Annotated in this window: 19 protein-coding genes and 4 tRNA genes; 10 read left to right on the top strand and 13 right to left on the bottom strand. The window is 69.9% G+C overall.

Annotation, left to right across the window (positions count from 1 at the left end; genetic code table 11):
* Positions 1-21: 21 nt before the first annotated feature.
* Together ACFVU2_RS10630 and pdxY are read left to right on the top strand one after the other, a co-directional pair.
* Complete coding sequence (locus ACFVU2_RS10630) at positions 22-1,404, top strand: aminotransferase class I/II-fold pyridoxal phosphate-dependent enzyme (protein ID WP_387873720.1); 1,383 nt, start codon at positions 22-24, stop codon at positions 1,402-1,404.
* On the top strand, positions 1,401-2,252 hold the full coding sequence (gene pdxY, locus ACFVU2_RS10635; RefSeq protein ID WP_387873723.1) for a pyridoxal kinase PdxY: 852 nt from the start codon (positions 1,401-1,403) through the stop codon (positions 2,250-2,252). The genes ACFVU2_RS10630 and pdxY overlap by 4 nt, the downstream gene beginning before the upstream one ends.
* Positions 2,253-2,264: 12 nt before the next feature.
* Here the strand turns inward: pdxY and ACFVU2_RS10640 are convergent, their stop codons facing one another.
* The 3 genes from ACFVU2_RS10640 to ACFVU2_RS10650 form a co-directional block, all read right to left on the bottom strand.
* A complete protein-coding gene (locus ACFVU2_RS10640; RefSeq protein ID WP_387873726.1) occupies positions 2,265-2,870 on the bottom strand; it encodes an HIT family protein in 606 nt (201 codons plus the stop codon).
* The gene (thrS, locus tag ACFVU2_RS10645) at positions 2,858-4,840 is read right to left on the bottom strand and encodes a threonine--tRNA ligase (protein WP_387873730.1); all 1,983 of its coding nucleotides are present in this window, start codon (positions 4,838-4,840) and stop codon (positions 2,858-2,860) included. The genes ACFVU2_RS10640 and thrS overlap by 13 nt, the downstream gene beginning before the upstream one ends.
* Positions 4,841-4,927: 87 nt before the next feature.
* Positions 4,928-5,395, bottom strand: a complete 468-nt coding sequence (locus ACFVU2_RS10650; protein WP_387873732.1) for a GNAT family N-acetyltransferase — start codon at positions 5,393-5,395, stop codon at positions 4,928-4,930.
* Positions 5,396-5,501: 106 nt separating this feature from the next.
* On the opposite strand from ACFVU2_RS10650, the gene ACFVU2_RS10655 reads away from it, so the two are divergent.
* The 4 genes from ACFVU2_RS10655 (at position 5,502) to ACFVU2_RS10670 (ending at position 8,220) form a co-directional block, all read left to right on the top strand.
* Positions 5,502-5,900, top strand: a complete 399-nt coding sequence (locus ACFVU2_RS10655) for a hypothetical protein (RefSeq protein ID WP_387873735.1) — start codon at positions 5,502-5,504, stop codon at positions 5,898-5,900.
* Positions 5,901-6,032: 132 nt separating this feature from the next.
* On the top strand, positions 6,033-6,344 hold the full coding sequence (locus ACFVU2_RS10660) for a helix-turn-helix domain-containing protein (RefSeq protein WP_387873737.1): 312 nt from the start codon (positions 6,033-6,035) through the stop codon (positions 6,342-6,344).
* A 3-nt stretch (positions 6,345-6,347) separates the two neighbouring features.
* A complete protein-coding gene (locus tag ACFVU2_RS10665; RefSeq protein WP_387873740.1) occupies positions 6,348-7,748 on the top strand; it encodes a type II toxin-antitoxin system HipA family toxin in 1,401 nt (466 codons plus the stop codon).
* Between the two features lie 307 nt (positions 7,749-8,055).
* Complete coding sequence (locus ACFVU2_RS10670) at positions 8,056-8,220, top strand: hypothetical protein (protein WP_387873743.1); 165 nt, start codon at positions 8,056-8,058, stop codon at positions 8,218-8,220.
* 19 nt (positions 8,221-8,239) lie between these two features.
* Here the strand turns inward: ACFVU2_RS10670 and ACFVU2_RS10675 are convergent, their stop codons facing one another.
* The 4 genes from ACFVU2_RS10675 to ACFVU2_RS10690 form a co-directional block, all read right to left on the bottom strand.
* Positions 8,240-8,374: a hypothetical protein gene (locus ACFVU2_RS10675; RefSeq protein ID WP_387873746.1), complete on the bottom strand. Its 135-nt coding sequence runs from the start codon at positions 8,372-8,374 to the stop codon at positions 8,240-8,242.
* Positions 8,375-8,638: 264 nt separating this feature from the next.
* Positions 8,639-8,710 (bottom strand) — tRNA-Val (locus ACFVU2_RS10680).
* A gap of 25 nt (positions 8,711-8,735) precedes the next feature.
* Positions 8,736-8,806, bottom strand: a tRNA-Cys gene (locus tag ACFVU2_RS10685).
* A gap of 70 nt (positions 8,807-8,876) precedes the next feature.
* Positions 8,877-8,949: transfer RNA gene (locus ACFVU2_RS10690), tRNA-Gly, on the bottom strand.
* A 177-nt stretch (positions 8,950-9,126) separates the two neighbouring features.
* Between ACFVU2_RS10690 and ACFVU2_RS10695 the strand changes: the two genes are divergently transcribed.
* Both ACFVU2_RS10695 and ACFVU2_RS10700 read left to right on the top strand, forming a co-directional pair.
* Positions 9,127-9,202 (top strand) — tRNA-Val (locus tag ACFVU2_RS10695).
* Positions 9,203-9,315: 113 nt separating this feature from the next.
* Positions 9,316-10,518: a MalY/PatB family protein gene (locus tag ACFVU2_RS10700; RefSeq protein WP_387873749.1), complete on the top strand. Its 1,203-nt coding sequence runs from the start codon at positions 9,316-9,318 to the stop codon at positions 10,516-10,518.
* An 81-nt stretch (positions 10,519-10,599) separates the two neighbouring features.
* On the opposite strand, the gene ACFVU2_RS10705 is transcribed toward ACFVU2_RS10700, so the two are convergent.
* The 5 genes from ACFVU2_RS10705 to zapE form a co-directional block, all read right to left on the bottom strand.
* Complete coding sequence (locus ACFVU2_RS10705; RefSeq protein ID WP_387873751.1) at positions 10,600-11,895, bottom strand: O-acetylhomoserine aminocarboxypropyltransferase/cysteine synthase family protein; 1,296 nt, start codon at positions 11,893-11,895, stop codon at positions 10,600-10,602.
* Positions 11,896-11,982: 87 nt separating this feature from the next.
* A complete protein-coding gene (locus ACFVU2_RS10710; RefSeq protein WP_387873754.1) occupies positions 11,983-12,489 on the bottom strand; it encodes a type II toxin-antitoxin system PemK/MazF family toxin in 507 nt (168 codons plus the stop codon).
* Positions 12,404-13,630 carry an ammonium transporter gene (locus ACFVU2_RS10715; RefSeq protein ID WP_387873756.1) on the bottom strand — a complete coding sequence of 409 codons (1,227 nt, stop codon included), beginning with the start codon at positions 13,628-13,630 and terminating at the stop codon, positions 12,404-12,406. The genes ACFVU2_RS10710 and ACFVU2_RS10715 overlap by 86 nt, the downstream gene beginning before the upstream one ends.
* Positions 13,631-13,752: 122 nt before the next feature.
* The gene (locus ACFVU2_RS10720; protein ID WP_387873761.1) at positions 13,753-15,027 is read right to left on the bottom strand and encodes an ammonium transporter; all 1,275 of its coding nucleotides are present in this window, start codon (positions 15,025-15,027) and stop codon (positions 13,753-13,755) included.
* A gap of 204 nt (positions 15,028-15,231) precedes the next feature.
* Positions 15,232-16,287, bottom strand: a complete 1,056-nt coding sequence (gene zapE, locus ACFVU2_RS10725; protein ID WP_387873764.1) for a cell division protein ZapE — start codon at positions 16,285-16,287, stop codon at positions 15,232-15,234.
* Positions 16,288-16,440: 153 nt separating this feature from the next.
* On the opposite strand from zapE, the gene ACFVU2_RS10730 reads away from it, so the two are divergent.
* Positions 16,441-17,340, top strand: a complete 900-nt coding sequence (locus ACFVU2_RS10730; RefSeq protein ID WP_387873766.1) for a sulfurtransferase — start codon at positions 16,441-16,443, stop codon at positions 17,338-17,340.
* Between the two features lie 9 nt (positions 17,341-17,349).
* Positions 17,350-17,784, top strand: coding sequence for a SufE family protein (locus ACFVU2_RS10735; RefSeq protein WP_387873768.1), 435 nt, complete (start codon positions 17,350-17,352; stop codon positions 17,782-17,784).
* Between the two features lie 43 nt (positions 17,785-17,827).
* Here the strand turns inward: ACFVU2_RS10735 and ACFVU2_RS10740 are convergent, their stop codons facing one another.
* Entirely contained in the window at positions 17,828-19,015 is a 1,188-nt protein-coding gene (locus tag ACFVU2_RS10740) for an alpha/beta hydrolase family protein (protein WP_387873771.1), read from the bottom strand.
* Positions 19,016-19,079 lie beyond the last annotated feature (64 nt).

The raw sequence follows: 19,079 nt of genomic DNA on the forward strand, positions 1-19,079 counted from the left end.
CTCACTAGACTCGGAGGCGACATGGACGAACTGACCATCACGGGCACCACGGCGGCCGAGATCGCGGCGAGCGTGCGCGCGCTGCACGAGCGCGGCGCACTCCGCCGGGGCGACGCCCTCCCGCCGGTCCGGGAGCTCGCCGGCCGTCTCGGCGTGAACCGCAACACCGCCGTGGCCGCATACCGTCTGCTGGCACAGGCCGGGGTCGTCGTCGCGCGGGGACGCGCCGGTACGGTCATCGCCGGCCTCGACGTCGTCGCCCAGGACGGGTACGCGGCGGACAGCGTCCTCCACGACATCGGGACCGGCAACCCCGACCCCCGTCGCATCCCGGACCCCTCGGCGGCGCTGGCCGGCGCGCTGGGACGCCCGGTGCTCTACGGCGAACCGGTAATCGACCCCGCGCTCGACGAGCGCGCCCTGGCCTGGGTCCACGACGACCTCCCGGATCGGGATGTACGGATCACGGTCACGAACGGTGCGGCGGACGCCGTCGAACGGCTGCTGGCCCAAGCCCTCCTGCGCGACGACGCCGTCGCACTCGAGGATCCGTGCTTCCTCGCCAGCATCCACACCGTCCGTCTGGGCGGTTACCGGGCCGTACCGGTGCCCGTCGACGCGGAGGGCATGACCGCAGCGGGCCTGCGGGCCGCCCTCGACGCCGGCGTCCGGGCCATCATCTGCACGCCGCGCGCCCAGAACCCCACGGGCGCGACGCTCTCCCCACGGCGCGCCGCCGAACTCCGCGGGATCCTCGCCGACCACCCGTACGTGCTCATCATCGAGGACGACCACTACTCGATGCTCTCCCAGCGCTCCTACGAGACGCTCATCGGGCCGGGCCACCTCCGGTACGCGCTGGTCCGCTCCGTGTCCAAGTTCCTCGGGCCCGACATGTGCCTCGCCGTGGCGGCGACGGATCCGGAGACGGCGGACCGGCTCGCCTTCCGGCTCAGCCCGGGCACGACCTGGGTCAGCCACATCCTGCAACGGCTCGTGCTCGCCCAGCTCACCGATGCGGACGCCATGGAGATGGTGGCCGCAGCGGGCAGGCACTACGCGGAACGCAACACGGCGTTCGCCGCGCTCCTCGCCGCACGCGGCCTCCCCGCCGAGGCCGCGGATGGGCTCAATCTCTGGGTCGAGCTGCCGATCGAGGCACGGCAGGTCGCCGACCGGCTGATGCGGCGCGGCTGGCTCGCCCGCACGGGCGACGAGTTCGTGCTCGCGGAGAACCCGCTGCCCTCCCGGCATCTGCGTCTGACCGTGCACGACCTGACGGACGAGGAGGCCGCGCGTCTCGCCGACGACCTCGCCGACGCGGCCGGTGCCGGTGCGGGCGCCCGTGTCGGCCCCGCCGAGCGCACGAGACACGTGCCGGGAGGTGAGAGGATCGAGGGATGAAGATCCTCTCGATCCAGTCCGCGGTCGCCTACGGTCACGTCGGCAACTCCGCCGCCGTGTTCCCCCTCCAGCGGATCGGCGTCGAGGTGCTCCCCGTCTACACGGTGAACTTCTCCAACCACACCGGGTACGGGGCCTGGCGGGGCCCGCTCATCGCGCCGGACGACGTGCGTGAGGTCATCACGGGCATCGAGGAGCGCGGGGTGCTCGGGCAGGTCGACGCGGTCCTCTCCGGCTATCAGGGCGGCGAGGGGATCGGCGACGTGATCATCGACGCGGTCGCCCGCGTGAAGGCCGCGAACCCCGATGCCGTGTACGCGTGCGATCCGGTGATGGGCAACGCCAAGTCCGGCTGCTTCGTCGCGCCCGCCATCCCCGACCTGCTGCGCGACCGCGTGGTGCCGGTCGCCGACATCATCACGCCCAACCAGTTCGAGCTCGGCTTCCTCACCGGGACGACGCCCGACACCCTCGAGTCGACCCTGGAGTCGGTGGACGCCGCGCGCGCCATGGGTCCGCGCACCGTGCTCGTCACCAGTGTCGAGCGCCCCGACCAGCCGGACGACACGATCGAGATGCTCGCCGCCGACGACGCGGGCGCGTGGATCGTGCAGACCCCGCGCCTGCCCATGAAGGCGAACGGCTCGGGAGACGTCACCGCGGCGCTGTTCACCGCGCACTACGTGCGCACCGGCGACGCCGAGACCGCTCTGCGCAAGACCGTGTCGAGCGTGTTCGACCTGCTCACCCGCACCCTGGAGTCCGGCGACCGCGAGCTCCAGCTCGTCGAGTCGCAGGAGTTCTACGCGAACCCGCGCGAGCAGTTCGCCGTGCGCCGCGTGCGCTGACCCCGCGCAGCCTCAGGCTGTCGGCCAGGCCGCGGCGAGGGAGGCGCGCACGTCGCCGAGCAGCTGCGGGAGCGCCTTGGTCTTGGCGATGATCGGCAGGAAGTTGGCGTCCTGCGCCCAGCGCGGCACGATGTGCTGGTGTAGGTGCGCGGCGATGCCCGCGCCCGCGATGGCTCCCTGGTTCATCCCGATGTTGAAGCCGTCGTTCTTCGACACCTCGCGGATCACCCGCATCGCCGTCTGCGTGAGGGAGCCGATCTCGGCGACCTCCTCGGGCGTCGCCTCGTCGTAGGTGGCGATGTGGCGGTACGGGCAGACGAGCAGGTGGCCGCTGTTGTACGGGAACAGATTGAGCAGCGCGTACGCGTGCTCGCCGCGGGCGACGATCAGGGCGTCCTCGTCGCTCATGCTGGGCGCGACGCAGAACGGGCAGTCGTCCTTGCCCGGCTGCTGGCCGTGCTGGATGTAGACCATCCGGTGCGGGGTCCACAGGCGCTGGAACTCATCGGGCACCCCGACGAGGTACGACGGGTCGTCGACGCGGACCTCGTCCGCGCCGACGCCGTCGTGACCGTCGCCCTCGTGGGCGGCGTAGTCGTCCAGACTCAGTCGAGCCATGCGGTGTCGACCAGCTCGTGGCTGCGGATGCTCCCGACGATGCGCTCGATCGCGTCCTCGACCGGGACGCCGTTGAGCTGGGTGCCGTCGCGGAAGCGGAAGCTGACCGTGCCGGCGCCCGCATCCTCCTCGCCCACGATGAGCTGGAACGGCACCTTCGCCTTGGTGTGCGTGCGGATCTTCTTCTGCATGCGGTCGTCGGAGTGGTCGACCTCGGCTCGCACGCCCTGGGCGCGGAGCTTCGCGATGACCTCGTCGAGGAACGGACCGTACGCGTCGGCGACGGGGATGCCCACCACCTGGACCGGCGACAGCCAGACCGGGAAGGCGCCCGCGTAGTGCTCGAGCAGGATCGCGAAGAACCGCTCGATCGAGCCGAGCAGCGCCCGGTGGATCATCGCCGGCTGCTTGCGGGTGCCGTCGGCCGCGTTGTACTCCAGCTCGAACAGCTCCGGCTGGTTGAAGTCGAGCTGGACCGTCGAGAGCTGCCAGGTGCGACCGATCGCGTCGCGCGCCTGCACCGAGATCTTCGGGCCGTAGAACGCCGCCCCCGCGGGGTCGTCCACGAGCTCGAGACCGGACTCGACGGCGACCTCCCTCAGGGTCTCCGTCGCCGTCTCCCAGCTCTCGTCGCTGCCGACGTACTTCTCCGGGTCCTTGGTGGAGAGCTCGAGGTAGAAGTCGGTGAGACCGTAGCCGCGCAGGGTCTCCAGCACGAACTGGAGCTGGCTGGCGACTTCGTCCTTGATCTGGTCGTCCGTCACGTAGATGTGGGCGTCGTCCTGGGTGAGGCCGCGCACGCGGGTGAGGCCGGACAGCGTTCCCGACTTCTCGTACCGGTAGACGGTCCCGAACTCGGCCAGGCGGAGCGGGAGCTCGCGGTAGCTGCGGCCGCGCGCCCGGAAGATCAGGTTGTGCATCGGGCAGTTCATCGGCTTGAGGTAGTAGTCCTGCCCCTGCCGGGTGATGTTGCCGTCCGCGTCGTGCTCCTCGTCGAGGTGCATGGGCGGGAACATGCCGTCCTTGTACCAGTTGAGGTGCTGGCTGGTCTCGAACAGGTGCGCCTTGGTGATGTGCGGGGTGTTCACGACCTCGTAGCCGTTCGCGATCAGCCGCTCGCGCATGTAGTCCTCGATCTCCTTGCGGATGATCCCCCCGCGCGGGTGGAAGACCGCGAGACCGGAGCCGATCTCCTCGGGGAACGAGAACAGGTCGAGCTCTGCGCCCAGCTTGCGGTGGTCGCGCTTGGCGGCCTCCTCCATGCGGGTCTGGTAGGCGCGGAGTTCGTCCTTGGTCGGCCAGGCGGTGCCGTAGACGCGCTGCAGCTGCGGGTTCTTCTCCGAGCCGCGCCAGTACGCGGCGGCGACGCGGGTGAGCGCCCAGCCGTTTCCGATCATGCGCGTGTTCGGCAGGTGCGGGCCGCGGCAGAGGTCCTTCCAGACCGTTTCCCCCGACTTCGGGTCGACGTTGTCGTAGATGGTCAGCTCGCCGCCGCCCACCTCGACGTTCTCACCGGAGTCCGATGCGACCGTGTCGCCGTCGGAGGCGGAGCCCTTGAGGCCGATCAGCTCGAGCTTGTACGGCTCGCCCGCGAGTTCCGCGCGCGCCTCGTCGTCGGTGACGACCCGGCGCACGAAGCGCTGGCCGGCGCGGACGATGCGCGACATCTCCTTGTCGAGGGCTTTGAGGTCCTCGGGGGTGAAGGGTTCCGTGACGTCGAAGTCGTAGTAGAAGCCGTCGGTGATGGGCGGACCGATGCCGAGCTTGGCCTCCGGGTTGACCGCCTGCACGGCCTGCGCGAGGACGTGGGCGGTGGAGTGGCGCAGGATGTTGAGGCCGTCCGCCGAGTCGATCGTGACCGGCTCGACGACGTCGGTCGTAGTGACGGTCGTCGCGAGGTCCTTCAGTTCGCCGTTGACGCGCATCGCGACAACGGAACGGTCGGTGAAGAGCTCGAAGCCGTCGGCCACCTGTCCACTCCTTATTTCGTCGGTAAAGGGAACGGATCAACTCTACTGGGGGCGGCGGACCGCTCGGGACGCAGGAGGCGTCGGGCGTCAGTCCCCCAGCGGCCGAGTCATGAACACGCTGTTCGGGTCGGGCAGATACGACGCGAACGGCTCGCACTCGGCGAATCCCGCCTGGGCGTACAGCCGCCGGGCGGGAGCGAAGAACTCCTGCGACCCGGTCTCGAGGGACACGCGCTGCACGTCGCGATCCTGGGCATCGACGAGCACGTGCACGAGAAGGCGGGCGGCGATCCCCTCACCTCGTCGCTCCGGTGCGGTCCGCATACTCTTGAGCTCCTCCCAGCCGTCCTCGATCGGGGCGAGGGCGGCCGTCCCGATCACCGCATCCCCGTCGATCGCCGTCCAGACGCGCACCCCCGGCCGCTGCAGGCCCTCGAGATCGAGAGCGTGCCTGCTCTCCGGAGGCGCCGTCGGCTCCATGTCGTCGAGGTGTGCCTGGAGGAAGTCGCGGAGCGCGGTCGAGCCGAAATCGGCGGAGGTGATGGTGAAGCTCATACGTCGACTCTAGGGAACGTGGATGTCGGGGGTGTTTCAGAACTCCCTGGGGATCTACCCCGCTAGGCTCGGCTGCGAAAGCTGGCGGAGTCTTGTGGGGGCGTCGATGACCGAGCGAAATGCGGATAGTCCGCTGCTGGCGTCGAAACCTCGCACGCCTGCTCCGATACGAGCGGCCGTCAATCTGATCGGCGTCGTCGGACTCTTCCTCGCACCGATCGGGATGTGTGCCGTCGCTCTCCTGCGGTTCTTCGCGTCCGCGTACACGATCTCTTACGGCACCCGGCAGGAGGCTCACGACGCCGCGGTCGCCGCGTTCGGGTGGATCGCCGCCGCCGGGGTCCTCGTTGTGCTCAGCGCGGTCGCGATCGCGGTGCTGCGACTCACCGTCCGCGCCCGATTCGTCGACGGGACCGTGTGGACGGCGGTTGGCGCCCTGATGGTGCTCGTCGCCATCGGCCTGTGGCGCCTGTCCGGCTTCTGGATCGACCAGTATCCGGCGTAGGTCCCCGCGAACAATCGAGGACACCCGCAACGGGAAGTCGCGCCTCGGACCCGCTACGCCATCGACCACCGTGTAGCGTATATACGCCAAATCCGTTAGCCTTGACAGGTATAACCGCCACGGGGGACGCAAATGGTCAGAAGGCAATCGCCGGCACGCGACAGGCTCCTCGCTGAGCTCGGCTCCAACATCGAACGCTGGCGGAAGCTGCAGGGCCTCAGTGCCGTGCAGCTCGCTGAGCGTGCTCACGTCACCCGCGACACTCTGCGTGCCCTTGAGCAGGGCTCAGGCTCACCTCGACTGGACTCCGTGCTGGCCGTCCTCACGTCGCTTGGCATCGCGAACACGCTGGTGGAGAGTACGGACCCGTGGAAGTCCCCTGCCGGCCGCGCCCTCATGGACGAGGAAGTCGGCGTCCAGACTCAGGACCGTGAAGGGAGATAGATCATGGCCGGCGAACCGACGCAGTTGCACGACGCCGTCGACGTCTTCCTCGATGAAGGGGCTGGCGCGCCGGTGCTCGTGGGCTCTCTGCGTGCCTCCTTCATGGGCGGGCGCACCCTCGCGGGCAGCTCGTTCGAGTACGCCGCGTCCTACCTGGCCAACCCCGCCCGCTACGCGCTCTCCCCTGACCTGCCGCTCGTTTCCGGACGCCAGTACTCCGGGGGCGACACTACGCTCTTCGGCGCGTTCGCCGACGTGACCCCCGATGACTGGGGCACTGGCCTGATCGACGCCGAGTACCAACTCCAGCGCGGCGAGAGTCAACCGCGCGCGATCGGCGAGTTCGATCACCTGGTGCAGCAGAACGACCTCACGCGCATGGGCGCGCTGCGCTTCACTGCGCTTGGAGCAACGCCTGCGCCTGGGGGAACGCCCGGGCCATACCAGTGGCTCACCGCTGCCCAGCACACGGCCCCGACCCAGCACAGCGTGCGGCGCATCGCGGAGGCCGCAGCGCGCTTCGAGGAGTACGAGGCGACCGACGACGACATCGAGATCCTTCGCTTCGCCGGCTCCAGCCTCGGCGGCGCACGCCCGAAGGCGACGATCAGGGACCCCGACGGCGCCCTCTGGATGCTGAAGCTGCCCTCCAACCGCGACCGGCGCTCGGACCTCGAGGCATGGGAGGCTACCGCACTCGACATCGCCGAGCGGGCGGGGCTTCGCGTCCCGAGGCACAGGCTGGTCCGGCTCGCCGAGCACGAGTCGTCACTGCTCATCGAGCGCTTCGATCGCGTCGGCGCACCCGACCCCCACCAACACAGAGTCGGCTTCATCTCCGCCATGACCGCGATGCAGCTCACTCCACAGAACCAGCGAGCCACCTACGCCGACTTAGCGGACGCCGTCGACCACCTCGCGCCTGAGTACTCGAGAGAGGAACTTCGCGAGCTGTTCCAGCGCGTGGCGCTCACGGTGCTCGTCGGCAACGTCGATGACCACTGGAAGAACCACGGCTTCCTCCGCGAGGGGTCCAGTTGGAGGCTGAGCCCGCTCTACGACGTGAATCCCACCCGGGCGGGAAACCTGGTGCGCTCTCGTGCGATCAGCGACCGTGACGATCCGGCGAACCGGGACATCCGCCACCTGATCGAATCGAGCCAGGTCTACCGGATGAACGCCACGGATGCCGCCGATGCCCTCATCCCGGTACTCGGCGCCGTCGCCACGTGGCCGGTGCTCGCAGTCGGCAACGGCATCAGCCGTGCGGAGATCGACAGCATGGCCTCGGCCTTCGACGAGACACAGTTCGGGTACGCCGAGAAGTTCGCCGTCGCACACGAGTCCCGGAACGGCACATCGAGCCACGCCGGCCGTCGCCGACCCTTCCCCGAGTTGTACTAGGACACCACGGGTACCGCAGGCCCAGAGGCTGAGCTCGACCGCGACTGAGCCATTCGGCGTCGGTAGTGCGATGGTGCAGGCGTGACCTACTTTGACGACGGCGAGGTCGGGGAACACCGTTCGAGCGCACAACGTAACCGCGCTCACACCGCAGCGTGGGTCTTCTTCTGGGCGGGGATGGCTCTTATCGTCACAGTCGGGTCGGCGTACGGCGAATAGAGGCACGCTTGGCTGGCCTGGTCCCTATCGGAGCGAGAATGCTGCGCTGAACGGCGGCGAGACGATCTGGAAAGCCCAGCTCTGGAGCGTGCTGTCGATCTTTGTGGTGATCGGCACTGCGATCGGCGCCGGCTTCGCTGCGCGGGCTGCCCGTCAGCGGGCCTGGCTGGTCATCCTCGTCGGGGTGAGTATCACGCTCGGTGCTGCGCTCATGATCGCGGTGCTGCTCACTCCCGTCCCCGCATCCTCGTAGCCGGGCCGAACGACAGTGCTCAGTCCGTTGCGATCACATTGTCAGACAGCCGAGTCCAGCCCGGCTTGACGTCCTCGGCCGTGACCCCGCGCCGGTAGAACTCTGCGCTGAAGTGGACGGGCGCCCACCCCACGGGCTCGACTGCCTTCGTCACGACGAGACCCACCCCGTCGGGCGAGATCACTCGTCGCCGGGTCGATTCCGCTCCATCCGGTCACGTTCGTTCTGCCTAGAAGGTCATCTCGTGCGTAGCTAGCTTTTCGCCGTCTAGCGACGCCCGCATAGGCTTCGGGATCGGGTATCACCTCGTCGCGCGCAGCTCCGCCGCTGCTACATAGGGACACGACACACGCGACAATATCTGCAATGACGACGGCAGAAACGACGAAACCCCCGGTAACCCGGGGGTTTCTCTCGGTGGGCGATACTGGGATCGAACCAGTGACCTCTTCCGTGTCAGGGAAGCGCGCTACCGCTGCGCCAATCGCCCAGAGCCTGAACCAGGTTCAGGATCGAGGTGGATACGGGATTCGAACCCGTGTATACGGCTTTGCAGGCCGCTGCCTCGCCTCTCGGCCAATCCACCGAAGCCAACAACACGGATAAAACCGTACCGTATCGAGAAGCCCGGCATCTGACGAGACCGGGCCCACTCGAGCGGATGACGAGATTCGAACTCGCGACCCTCACCTTGGCAAGGTGATGCGCTACCAACTGCGCTACATCCGCATTTCGTTCCGCAGTTCCCTGCGGCACTTGAATGACTTTAGCCGATCCTTTCGCCGAAACCAAAACGGGACACGCCTCCCGGGTGTGTCGCCGCGCCCGGGTCCGCCGATGTGCGAACGGCGCCCTGCGTCGGCTAGTATCGAATCTCGCAGCCGGGTGACCGGCCGCGGAACACACGGGCGATTGGCGCAGTTGGTAGCGCGCTTCCTTCACACGGAAGAGGTCATCAGTTCGAGTCTGGTATCGCCCACCACAATGAAGGCCCCCGGTTCGCCGGGGGCCTTCTCGCGTTCGGCGCTCGCGCATTGCTACGCCGCGTGACGGGTCCGCTCGCGTGGCGCGCCGGGCTGAGGCACCCTGAACTGCATGAGCTTCGGACCGGCACGTCCCCTGGAGCAGCTCTATGCGACCAGGTCGAGTATCAAATGGCGCCGCTACCCGGCGGACGTCCTCCCTGTCTTCGTGGCGGAGATGGACTTCGACGTGGAACCGGCCGTGCTCGACCGTGTCGCGGAGACCCTCCGCAACTCGGACACCGGCTACCTCGACTCCGCCGGTCCGCTCGCGCCGGCATTGGCCCGCTTCGCCCAGGACGCCTGGGGTTGGGACGTCGACACGGACTGGGTGCACCTCGCGACGGATGTGACCGTCGGCGTGGTGGAGGCCCTGCGCCTGGCGCTGCCGGAGTCCGGTGGCCGGGTGGTGCTCACTCCCCCGGTGTATCCGCCGTTCTTCGAGATGATCGAGGAGGCCGACGCCGTCGCCGTGACCGTGCCGCTCCTCGAGCACGAGGGCTGGTCGCTCGACCTCGCCGGCATCGAGCGGGCGTTCGCGGGAGGCGTGGACGCGCTGCTGCTCTGCAACCCGCAGAACCCGACCGGCCGATGTCACAGCCGCGCCGCCCTGGAGGCGCTCGCTCGGCTCGCCGCCACGTACGACGTGTTCGTCGTCAGCGACGAGGTGCACGCCCCGCTCGCTCACCCCGGCACCGTCTTCACCCCCTTCGCCCCCGTCGCGCGCGCTGCCGGAGCCCGCGCCGTGACCGTGACCTCCGCCAGCAAGGCGTGGAACCTCGCAGGCCTCAAGTGCGCCGTCGTCGTCGCCGCCGACGAGCGCTCGGCCGAGCTCCTGACCGGGCTCCCCGAGGAGCTCGCCGCACGCACCAGCATCCTGGGCCTGCACGCCAACGTCGCCGCCCTCTCCTGCCTGGACTGGCGCGACGGCCTGCTCGACCTCCTCGTGTCGAATGTGCGGCTGCTGGAGGCCGAGCTCGCCGCGCACGCGCCGTCCGTCCGCGCGATCCGCCCCGACGCGGGCTACCTCGTCTGGCTCGACTTCCGCGCCACCGGGCTCGGCGACGATCCTGCGCGCATCCTCATCGACGAGGGCCGCGTCGCACTGAACTCCGGGCTCGCCTTCGGAGAGCCCGGCCGCGGGTTCGCCCGGCTCAACCTGGCATGCGACCCGTCAACGGTCGTCGAGGCGGTGCGCCGCATCGCCGCCACCGTCGACGCCCGCACCGCTCGTGCCGCTCGCGCCTCCGCCCCGGCACTCGCCCACGCCGTCTGAGGCGCCCGCGAAACGCCGTTCCGTGTGAACCGGAACGGCGTTTCGTGATCCGCTCCCGGCGGACGGGCCGCCGACCGTCGATCAGTCGCCGGCGGCATCCAGGGCGGCCGAGAGGTCGGCCACGAGGTCGCGCGGGCTCTCCAGGCCGATCGAGAGCCGGATGAGCCCGGGCGTGATCCCCGCCGCCGTGCGCTCCTCCGGCGTGAGTTTGGCGTGGATGGTGCTGGCGAGGTGGATCGCGAGGCTCCGCACGTCGCCGATGTGGGTCATCGGCGTGACGAGCTGCAGTGCGTCGATGAAGCGGCGAGCCGCCTCCCGCCCGCCGGCGAGCTCGAACGACACGATCGACCCCGGCCCCTTGGGCAGGTACTTCTGCGCGAGCGCGTGACCGGGGTCATCCTCCAGACCCGGATAGAACACGCGGGCGACCTCAGCGCGGCTCTCCAGCAGCTCTGCGACGGCCTGCGCGTTGGACACGTGCCGGTCCATCCGCACCGAGAGAGTCTCGATCCCGTGCAGCAGGAGGAAGGTGCTGGACGGCGGCACCGTCGGGCCGTACTCGAGCACGATCACGGTCCGCACGTACGCCAGGTACGCGCCGGCGCCGAAGCGCTCGACGAACGACGCGACGCCGGCACGCGGCGGCTCGGTCAGCTGCGGGAAGCGGTCCGCGTGCGCGGACCAGTCGAACCGTCCCGCGTCGACGATCGCGCCGCCCAGCACCGCGCCGTGCCCGGCCAGCCACTTCGAGGTCGAGTGGATGACGATGTCCGCACCGTTCTCGATCGGCCGCCACAGATACGGGGTCGGGACGGTGTTGTCCACCACGAGCGGCAGCCCTGCGCTGTGGGCGATCCGGGCCAGCCGCTCGATGTCGACCACGTGGTTGAGCGGGTTCGGCAATGTCTCGGTGTAGACCGCCCGGGTGGTCGGTCGGACCCGCGCGGCCCACTCGGCGTCGGAGGCGTCGTCGGCGACGTACTCGAACTCGATGCCCTGCCGGGCGAGCACGCCGCGGAACATCTCCCGCGTGCCTTCATAGAGGGACCGGGTCACGAGCACGTGGTCGCCCGAGGCCGCCAGGGCCGTGAGCGCCGCGGCGATCGCGGCCTGCCCGCTCGCGACGACGATGCCGTCGACGCCCCCCTCGAGGTCGGCGATGCGACGACCGGCGACGGCATTGGTGGGGTTCTCGTTGCGCGAGTACGCGCGGTAGGCGCTCCGCCCGGCGAAGCGCGCCTCACCGTCGTCGAAGTCGTCGAAGACGTAGCCGGCGGTCTGGTAGATCGGCGTGACGCGGGAGCGCGTCTCGGCGTCGATCACCGCCCCCGCGTGGATCTGACGCGTCTCGAAGTCCCAGGTACAGTCCTCTGGCATGCGGCAACACTAGTGTCCGCATCGCGGCGCGGCACGGTCGCATTGCGCCGTGCGACGCGCTGTGACGAACCGTTTCGCCAGGAGGCCTCAGCGCCAGCCGTACCGCTTCCGCAGGGCCGCACGCACGGCGTCGAACGGCACGCGGTCGAGGGCGGCCGCCTCCCGCCGCATCCCGCCCTGATGGACGCGGTAGACGCGGTCGACGCGTGCGTAGCTCGGGCGGTGCTTGCCGTCCCAGGCCCCCGCGCCCACCGGCACGTACTCGGGGCGGCCCGGGTGCTCCTGACTGGTCAGGGCCACCGCCAGGACGGTGCTGCGGTTCTCCGCGGCGACGACGAGGACCGGGCGGTCCTTGCCGCGGCCGTCCGCCTCCTCGAACGGCACCCACGTCCAGACGATCTCCCCCGGGTCGGCGTCGCCGTCCGTGTCCGGCACGTACGACGTGCGGATGGCGCCGAGCCGCCGCGGATCGACCTGCTCCGTGGCAGTCGCGCCGGAGCGACCCGGCTCAGCGGCGGGGGCGGAGGGTGCGGGGCGCGGGCTCGGCCGGAACAGCCGGGCGAGCGCGCTCAGGAATCGTCGAGGGGAGGCCACCCTCCGCACCATAGCGGACGCGGGTCAGGCCGATCGTGTAGCGCAGCAGCAGGGCGATCAGCAATGCCACCACGAACGCGTAGACCAGGACGGCGACCGCCGAGACGCCCTGCGCGATGAAGAGGTCGAAGTTGCCGCTCTCGACCATCCCGCCGCCCGCTCCGAACAGGCCGGCGAAGAGGAGCCCGACGACGCTCCCCACGATCATGATCACGCAGAGCGCGAGCGCGGGCCCGAAACGTGCGCGCGCCGCCACGTCGACCATGGTGGCGCAGGCGAGGGCGGCGAGGGCGCCGAGGAGGAGGGACCAGCCGAGGGTGAGGACCCCGGACGCGGGTGTGATCGCCACCAGCCCCGACGCCGCACCGCAGAACACGCTGACCAGGGTCGGGCGGCGCAGGAGGACGCGGTCGACGAGCATCCACATCAGGCAGCCCGCCGACGCGGCCAGGAAGGCGTTGATCGCGATCGGTGCCGTGTACTGATCGACCGCGCCCTCGGAGCCTGTCACGAGCCCGAGCCAGCCGACCCACACGAGCGTCCCGCCGATCGCGACGATCGGGAGGCTGCGCCCGCTCTCGGCCGGATGCTCGCCGCGCCCGCAGGCCACGATCACACCGGCGGCAGACGCCCCCGCGGCGAGCCCGACCGGCAGTGCGCCGCCGTAATCGACGACGCCCAGCAGGGACACCGCCCAGCCGTCGCCGAGCGCGAACACCGCGTACCCGGCCGGGAAGAGCACGAGCGCGCTCCACAGCACGCAGAAGGCCAGCCAGGCGCGCAGGGTGATGCGGGAGGCCACCGCGGCGCCGACGACGGCGATCGCCACCGCGCAGACGGCGATCAGGGCTCCGGCCCGGGCGAGCGCGTACGTCCCGTGCTGCCCGGCGAGGCCGACGTCGGGGACCCCGACGAGATGAGGGACGAGCGGGTCGCCCGCGATCATCCCGTAGCCGCCCAGCACGCAGAGGAGGACGACGACCGCGGTCCCCGAGAGGACGAACAGCAGCGCCCGTCTGGCCCGCTCCCTCCCCGCGAGCCCACCGACGAGGAAAGCCAGGCCCGGCACGACGAGCAGTGTCAGCGCGCCGCAGAAGAACAGCAGGAGGGCATCCAGCTGCTCGCTCGTCGCCGTCGTCATCCCGCCCCTTCGCCTCGAAATGCCAGCATCACCCTAGCCGAGCCGCTCGTGCCGGAACGCCGAACGGGGCGCCGCCCGCAGGCGGCACCCCGTTCGGTGTGCTGTGTTCTCGGACCGAGTGGTCAGACCGTCTCGAGGGCGTAGCCCTCTTCACCGTGGACCACGGTGTCGACGCCGGCCAGCTCGTCCTCGTTGTTGATGCGGAATCCGATCGTCTTCTGGATCGCCCAGCCGATGGCGTAGGCCAGGACGAAGGAGTAGATCAGCACGGCCGCGGCGCCGAGCGCCTGGACGCCGAGCTGCTGGAAGCTGCCGCCGTAGAGCAGGCTCGAGAAGGGCTTGCTGGCGTCGCCGTCCACGTGGGTGAAGCCGAAGAAGCCGATCCAGAGCGTACCGATGATGCCGCCGACGAGGTGGATGCCGACCACGTCGAGCGAGTCGTCGAAGCCGAGCTTGAACTTCAGGTCGACCGCGAGGGCGCAGACCGCACCGGCGACCACACCGAGGAGGATCGCCCAGCCCGGGGTGAGGATGTTACAGGCCGGGGTGATCGCGACGAGGCCCGCGACCGCACCGGATGCGGCGCCGATGGAGGTCGGCTTGCCGTCGCGCAGCTTCTCGACGATCAGCCAGCCGATCGTGGCGGCGGCCGGGGCGGCGAGGGTGTTGACCCAGGCGAGGGCGGCCACGCCGTCCACCGCGGCCTCGGAGCCGGCATTGAAGCCGAACCAGCCGAACCACAGGAGCGCGGCACCGAGGAGGGTGAGCGGCACGTTGTGGGGCTTGCTCATGCCCTTCTGGAACCCGACGCGCTTGCCGAGGACGAGGGCGAGGGCGAGACCGGCCGCACCGGCGTTGATGTGGACCGCCGTGCCGCCCGCGAAGTCGTTGACGTGGAGGCCGGCCGCGATCCAGCCGTTGGAGAGGTTGAAGACCCAGTACGCGACCGGGAAGTACACGACGGTCACCCAGATGCCGGCGAAGATCATCCACGAGCCGAACTTGGCCCGGTCGGCGATCGCGCCGGAGATCAGTGCGACGGTGATGATCGCGAACGTGGCCTGGAAGCCGGCGAACGCGAGGCCGCCGAGGTCGGGGGTGAGTCCGTCCTTGCCCATCAGGCTGCTCAGGAACCAGTCCGGCGTGCCGAGGACTCCCTTGATGGACTCGGGCCCGAACGACAGGCCGTAGCCGTAGACGACCCAGAGGACGCCGACGAGGGCCATCGCGCCGAAGCTCATCATCATCATGCTGACGACGCTCTTGGCTCGGACCATGCCGCCGTAGAAGAAGGCGACACCGGGGGTCATCAGCAGAACGAGGGCTGCGGCGACCAGAAGCCACAGGGCGTTGACCGTCCCGGCTTCTGCGTAGTCCGCTGCTGTGTGGAGCACCATGCGAATTGTCTACCTCTCTGTGCGTGCCCCGGCTCTCGTGCGCTCCCAATTCGGGGCGGGAGCGCTTCGGGGTGGAGCCAGTCTGAACGCGAGAGGTTTCGGTCGCAGGCAGCGCGTGTTTCGCGGGTGTTACGCATCCGACGCGTGTGTAAACACTGTGTTTCCGCGCCCTTCCGATGTCCCGGACAGGCGGTGGGAGTGCGCTTAGGCGTCGTGCGGAGGCAGTTCACCCGCGGTGAGGGCGATCATGCGCGACACCGAGCGCAGGTACTTCTTGCGGTATCCCCCGCCCAGCATGTCGTCGTCGAAGATGTCGTTCAGCGGCACCCCGGTCTGCACGATCGGGATTTCGGCATCGTAGACGCGGTCGATGAACGCGACGAGGCGCAGGGCGGCCATCTGGTCGTGGAGCACGTGCACGCCGTCGAGGCCGATGACGTCGACGCCCTCGAGGATCTTGATGTAGCGGGACGGGTGCACGGTCGCGAGGTGGGCGATGAGGTCGTCGAACGTGTCGGAGGTCGCGGTCTCGCCGCGCGCGGCGAGCGCCGCCAGCACCCGGGAGTACTCGTCGTCGCCGACGGTGACGGCGCTGCCGGTCGTGTCGCGGCGGCGGTAGTCGAGGCCGTCGATGCGCAGGGTCTCGAAGTTGGCGGAGAGGGACTGGATCTCGCGGAGGAAGTCGCTGGCGGCGAACCGGCCCTCGCCCAGGGCGTTCGGCGGGGTGTTGCTGGTGGCGGCGATGCGCGTGCCGGAGGCGACGAGCTCACCGAGCATCCGGGTCATCATCATGGTGTCCCCCGGGTCGTCGAGCTCGAACTCGTCGATGCAGATGAGGGTGGAGCCGCGCAGGAGGTCGACCGCGCCCGCGTAGCCGAGGGCCCCGACGAGTGCGGTGTACTCGATAAAGGTGCCGAAGTATTTCGGTTCCGGTGCCTCGTGCCAGAGTGCCGCGAGGAGGTGGGTCTTGCCGACGCCGAAGCCGCCGTCGAGGTAGACGCCCGGCTTCATCGCGGCGACCTTCTTGCGGTTGCGGCTGAACAGCCCGGCGGGGCGCTGCGGCTCCCACGACTTCACGAAGAGCTTGAGGGTGGAGACCGCCTCGGCCTGCGACGGGTAGTCGTGGTCGGGACGGTAGTTGTCGAAGGAGGCGCGCTCGAACTGCGACGGCGGGACCAGGCTGGCGGCGATCTCCGCCCCGGTGATCTGGGGCGAACGGTCCGCGAGGCGCGGCAGCGCGCTGGTCTGATCGAGGGTCATGGCGGGAGGGCACCTTCGTGGTCGGGAGCGAGTGGAGGTCGCAGTGTTTCACTGTGTGAGCGCTCGCCTGTCACGGCCGGTCCGCGCCGCGTAGCCTGAGACTGCGTTCCCTGCTATTCGCAGGATCCCAGCCTATCCCGGAGGAAGAACAGCATGGCCATCGAGACCGACCCGTCGACCGACTTCGCCGACTACGCCCACCCGGAGCGCCTCGTCTCCACCGAGTGGCTGGCGCAGCACCTCGGCGAACCCGGGCTGGCGGTCGTGGAGTCCGACGAGGACGTGCTGCTCTACGACACCGGGCACATCCCCGGCTCGGTCAAGATCGACTGGCACACCGACCTCAACGACCCGGTGGTGCGCGACTACGTGAGCGGCGAGCGCTTCGCCGAGCTGCTCGGCTCGAAGGGCATCGCTCGCGACACGACGGTGGTGATCTACGGCGACAAGAACAACTGGTGGGCGTCGTACGCGCTCTGGGTGTTCACGCTCTTCGGCCACGAGGACGTCCGCCTGCTCGACGGCGGTCGCGACAAGTGGATCGCGGAGGGACGCGAGCTGACCCGTGACGTCCCGGTGCCCGCTGCCGTCGAGTACCCGGTGGTGGAGCGCGACGACAGCCGGGTGCGCGCCTTCAAGGACGACGTGCTCGCCCACCTGGGCAGCCCCCTGATCGACGTGCGCTCCCCCGAGGAGTACAGCGGCGAGCGCACCGAGATCCCGGGGTACCCGACCGAGGGCGCCCTGCGGGCGGGTCACATCCCGTCGGCCGCCTCCGTCCCGTGGGCTCGGGCGGCGGCTCCGGATGCGACGTTCAAGCGCCGTGCCGAGCTGGAGTCGATCTACCTGGGCGACGCCGGCCTCAAGCCGGGCGACGACGTGATCGCGTACTGCCGGATCGGGGAGCGCTCCAGCCACACCTGGTTCGTGCTCACCCACCTGCTCGGTTTCGAGAACGTGCGCAACTACGACGGTTCGTGGACGGAGTGGGGCTCCGCGGTGCGGGTGCCGATCGCGACCGGCTCCGAGCCGGGCGAGGTCCCGGCGAAGTAGCCTGGGACGATGACCGAACTGACCGGCGTCCTGGCCGAGATCCGCGACGACTTCCTCGCGCTGGAGCAGCCCGACCGGCTGCAGCTGCTGCTGGAGTTCTCGGACGAGCTGCCCGCTCTGCCCGAGCGCTATGCGGATCACCCCGATCTGCTGGAGCGGGTCGAGGAGTGCCAGGCGCCGGTCTTCATCTTCGTGGAGGTCGACGAGGCGAACGTGGTGCACCTGTTCGCGACCGCGCCGCCCGAGGCCCCGACGACCCGCGGCTTCGCGTCGATCCTGGTGCAGGGCCTCGCCGGCCTCACGGCCGAGGAGGTGCTCGCCGTGCCGGACGACTTCCCGCAGACGCTGGGACTGACCCAGGCGGTGTCGCCGCTGCGCATCCGCGGGATGTCCGCGCTGCTCGGGCGCACGAAGCGTCAGGTGCGGCTCAAGCTCGCAGCGTGATCGGCGGCACGGGCGCGGCTCCCCGGCTCACCGGCTCCCCGGCTCACGGAAGGGTCGCGGCCAGCCACTGCGTGATGGCGGCGTTCCATTTGCGCTCGTCGTAGTTCCAGAGCTTGGTGTGGAGCGCGATCGTGAACGGCACCAGGGTGACGATGTCGCTGCGTGCCTCGGCGAGCGCTCGCGACGACGTCGACGGCACGAACCCGTCGTCGTCGCTGTGCAGGATCAGCGTGGGCAGCGTGAGATCGGCCGCCCGGGCGACGAAATCCATGCTCGCGAGGTCGATCGGTGCGCCCTGTCCGGTGATCGGACCGCTCCAGGTGGACTCGATGAGCCGGATGGCGCCCTGCGCGATCGGGTCGGGCAGGCGCAGGAGGTGGGCCTGGTACTCCAGCGTGTCGACCCAGTCGACGACCGGCGACTCGAGCACGATGCCGGTGACGCGGTCGAGCTTCTGTGAGCGGGTGATCGTCTGCAGCACCACGGCTCCGCCCATCGACCAGCCCATGAGCACGATCGAACGGGCGCCGTTCTCCAGTGCGTAGCCGAGGGCGGCGTCGATGTCGTGCCACTCCGTGCCGCCCAGCCCGTACCGGCGGTCGGCGCTGTCGGGCGCGTCGCCGTCGTTGCGGTACGAGGCGAGGAGGCACGTGTAGCCGGCGTCGTGGAAGGTGCGAACGGCACGCAGCCCCTCCTGCCGGCTCGCCCCCCAGCCGTGCACCTGGATCACCCAGCGGCCCGCGTCCGCCGCGGAGGCGTCGGCCGGGAACACCCAGGCGGGCGCCTGCCCGAGCTCGGTCGGGATCTCGACGCTCGCGACGGGGAGGCCGAGTTCTTCGGGCTGCAGGTAGTAATAGCCGCTGATGCGGGCGCGGCCGGGCTGCAGGTCGCCGAACTCGACGCGCTCTAGCTCGCGGGTCACGGTGCTCTCGTCGACGGACAGCAGGCCGCCCACCTTCGCGTGGCCGCTCTCGGACCCGAACCAGACGCCGAAGCGGCCGGGCATGCGACTGTCGGGGGTGGACGCCAGCGTGATCGTCCCCTGCTCGCTGTCGACCGCACGGATGCTCTGGTTCTGCGGTCGCCTGCGCACCGGGGTGATGACCGTCCGCGCCACCCGGCTGATCACGTATGCGGCGCCGGCCGCTGCGGCGAGCGCCAGCCCGCCGGCGACGATCGCCGATACGGCGAGCGCCTTCACGAATCCGCCGGACCTGTTCTCGCTCGCCATGTCCGTCAGCGTAGCCGCGCGGGTCGGCCGCGGCCCTCAGGAGTTCCCCAGGCGGCGTGCCTTA

This window comes from Leifsonia sp. NPDC058194, from assembly GCF_042883605.1.
Taxonomy (GTDB): domain Bacteria; phylum Actinomycetota; class Actinomycetes; order Actinomycetales; family Microbacteriaceae; genus Leifsonia.